This window comes from Planktosalinus sp. (genome assembly GCF_059864935.1).
Window position 1 is genome coordinate 1 of the sequence record NZ_JCBCCK010000395.1, and the last position, 3,181, is coordinate 3,181.

The following is a 3,181-nucleotide window of genomic DNA, read 5'->3' on the forward strand; positions in this document are numbered from 1 at the left end:
CTCCCGGTACAACGACAGCCAATACCTTAATTTTCCCTATTGGTAGCATGCAGCCGTTCCAAACCGTTGAGATAGACATCACCATGCTTACCTTTCAACCACCTACGGTTAATGGTGGTGATATTTTGAACTTTACAGCCACGATAACACCGGTAGCCAATGATTTTACGCCCAATGACAATACTTATAATTTAGCACAAGTAGTGGTTAACTCATTTGACCCCAACGATAAGCAGGTCTTACAGGGCGAAGAGTTGCATATAGACGATATTGGTAAGTATTTAGACTACCTGATTCGGTTCCAAAACACCGGAACTGCTAGTGCCATCAATGTACGCATCCTTGACACGCTGCATCCCAAACTGGACTGGAGTACGCTGATACCCATAAGTGCCAGTCATGACTATTATGTAAACATAACAGACGGCAATCGTGTGGAGTTTATGTTTGACAATATCCATCTTCCGGACAGCCTATCCAATGAACCGGAAAGCCACGGTTTTGTGGCCTATAAAATCAAACCCAAAAGCAATGTACAAGTGGGCGATGTGATTTCAGGCGATGCCGCTATTTATTTTGACTTTAATGCACCCATTATCACCAATATGGTGCATACCACAGTTGTGGAACCACTAAGCATAGCTGATGTACCCAACCCACTAAACCAAATTGTGCTGTATCCCAACCCCACCAACAAAACGCTAAATATTCACCTTACTGACGGTATTGAATTGCAGGAAGTGCGTGTTTATGATTTGCATGGGAAAGAGGTTCAAAAGTTTCAGGGAAAGGAAACAACACTTGATGTGGAAAATTTAAGATCCGGAATGTATTTGCTGAAGATTACCACAAATCAAGGTACCATCAATTGGCAGTTGATTAAGAATTGATAGGCAATTTTAAATATCACCATACTTAAATACCTTTTCCATTATTACAAGTTAAGTGATTTTCACATTTTTTTAACAGAATAGCATTTTATTATTATCTTACGCTCTTAAATCAGATTTACTCATGAAAATAATTTACCCGACATTAATAGCGATTGCATTCTTTGCAATTAGTCCTGTAGTGAACGCTCAAAACTTTTACTTAGCACCCAACGGCGTGACGTGTATGTGTCCAAATGCAGCAGTAGGCGACACAGGTGTTGTTAATGGAGTAACCTATACCAAAAGGACAAAAGCACAAATAACACCTGCAAATGCAGCAACCACCTGCACCAGCGGCATTACAGATATGAGTAATTTGTTTTCTGGGGCAACTTTATTTAATGGTGATATTAGCAGTTGGGACGTGAGCAGTGTGACAGATATGAGCCTTATGTTTTTAAATGCTACTTCCTTTAATCAACCTTTAAATAACTGGGATGTATCTAATGTGACAGATATGCTACAAATGTTTGCCGGCGCAGGTTCCTTTAATCAACCTCTTAATACCTGGGATGTATCTAATGTGACAGATATGAGTGGGATGTTTTGGGGTACCCAATCTTTTAATCAACCTTTAAATAGTTGGAATGTTTCGAATGTGACAGATATGAATCGGATGTTTCAATATGCAAACTCATATAACCAGCCTCTTGATAACTGGGATGTCTCTAATGTAACTAATATGAAGCTTATGTTTTTATATTCAATCTCATTTAATCAACAACTTAACAACTGGGATGTTTCCAATGTGACAGATATGCTACAAATGTTTGCCGAAGCAAATTCATTTAATCAACCCCTTAATACCTGGGATGTTTCTAATGTGACAGATATGAGTGGGATGTTTCTATCTGCAAACTCATTCAACCAATCCCTGAATAACTGGAATGTTTCTAATGTGACAGATATGAGCTCGATGTTTAGTGATGCAAACTCATTCAACCAACCCCTAATTAACTGGAATGTTTCTAATGTGACAAATATGGGCTTTATGTTTAGTGATGCAAACTCCTTTAATCAACCCCTTGATAACTGGAATGTTTCTAATGTGACAGATATGATTGGGATGTTTTGGGGAGCAACTTCTTTTAATCAACCCTTAAATAGTTGGAATGTTTCGAATGTGACAAATATGAGAAATATGTTTTTTTCTGCAGATTTATTTAACCAGCCCCTTAATAATTGGGATGTTTCAAATGTGACAAGCATGTGGTTGATGTTTTATGGCGCAGATTTATATAATCAGCCTCTTAATACTTGGAATGTTTCTAATGTGACAGATATGAGAAGTATGTTTAGAGATGCTACTTCTTTCAATCAGGATATATCAAACTGGCAGGTTAATACAGGAGCATTGGATTTTTTCCTCTCAAATTCAGGTATGGATAGACCTAATTATGATATGTTTTTAAATCACTTAGCAACTTTAAATATTAATGGTGGAACACTTGGAGCTGATACTCTGGAGTATTGTAATTCCGGGGCCCGGGATCATTTGATCAATCAATTGGGGTGGACTATAAATGGTGATATTTTATATGCAAATTGCAATATGATTACCGGAGAAATAGTGTATGACCATAACAACAACGGTTGTGACCCCAATGATATGGGCACTAATGGATTGATGATTAATGCCAATGATGGTACAAACGACTGGATTGCCTTTTCCAGCAATGGAAATTATAATTTAGGGGTTTATGGTGCTAATTTTACGGTTTCTGTAGTAAATCAGCCGAGTTATTTTACAGTAAACCCTACAAGTGTTCCGGTTACATTTACAACTTCTCCAACTGAAATTGTGGATTTTTGCGTAACTGCCAACCAAATCATAGAAGATTTAAACATCACATTATTGCCCACCAGCGAAGCCCGCCCCGGGTTTAATGCAGACTATCGATTGGTGGTGCGAAATGTTGGGACCGAAACCCTCACAAATGTTAATGCAGTTTTAGACTTTGACGATACAATGCAGCAGTTAGTAAGTGCCAATCCGGCACCGACAACAACGACAGCCAATTCCCTGACTTTCTCTATTGGAACTATGCAGCCGTTCCAAACCGTTGAGATAGACATCACCATGCTTACCTTTCAACCACCTACGGTTAATGGTGGTGATATTTTGAACTTTACAGCCACGGTAACACCGGTAGCCAATGACCATACACCCAATGACAATACATATAATTTAGCACAAGTTGTAGTTAACTCATACGACCCCAATGACAAGCAAGTGTTGCAAGGCGAGG

General features: G+C 38.7%; 2 protein-coding genes. Both read left to right on the top strand.

The window, feature by feature from the left end:
* A partial coding sequence (locus tag AC6F75_RS12205) for a DUF7619 domain-containing protein (protein WP_500715313.1) occupies nucleotides 1–890 on the top strand: 890 nt, incomplete at its 5' end.
* A 124-nt stretch (nucleotides 891–1,014) separates the two neighbouring features.
* Nucleotides 1,015–3,181 (top strand): BspA family leucine-rich repeat surface protein (locus AC6F75_RS12210; protein WP_500715314.1); only part of this gene is annotated, 2,167 nt, incomplete at its 3' end.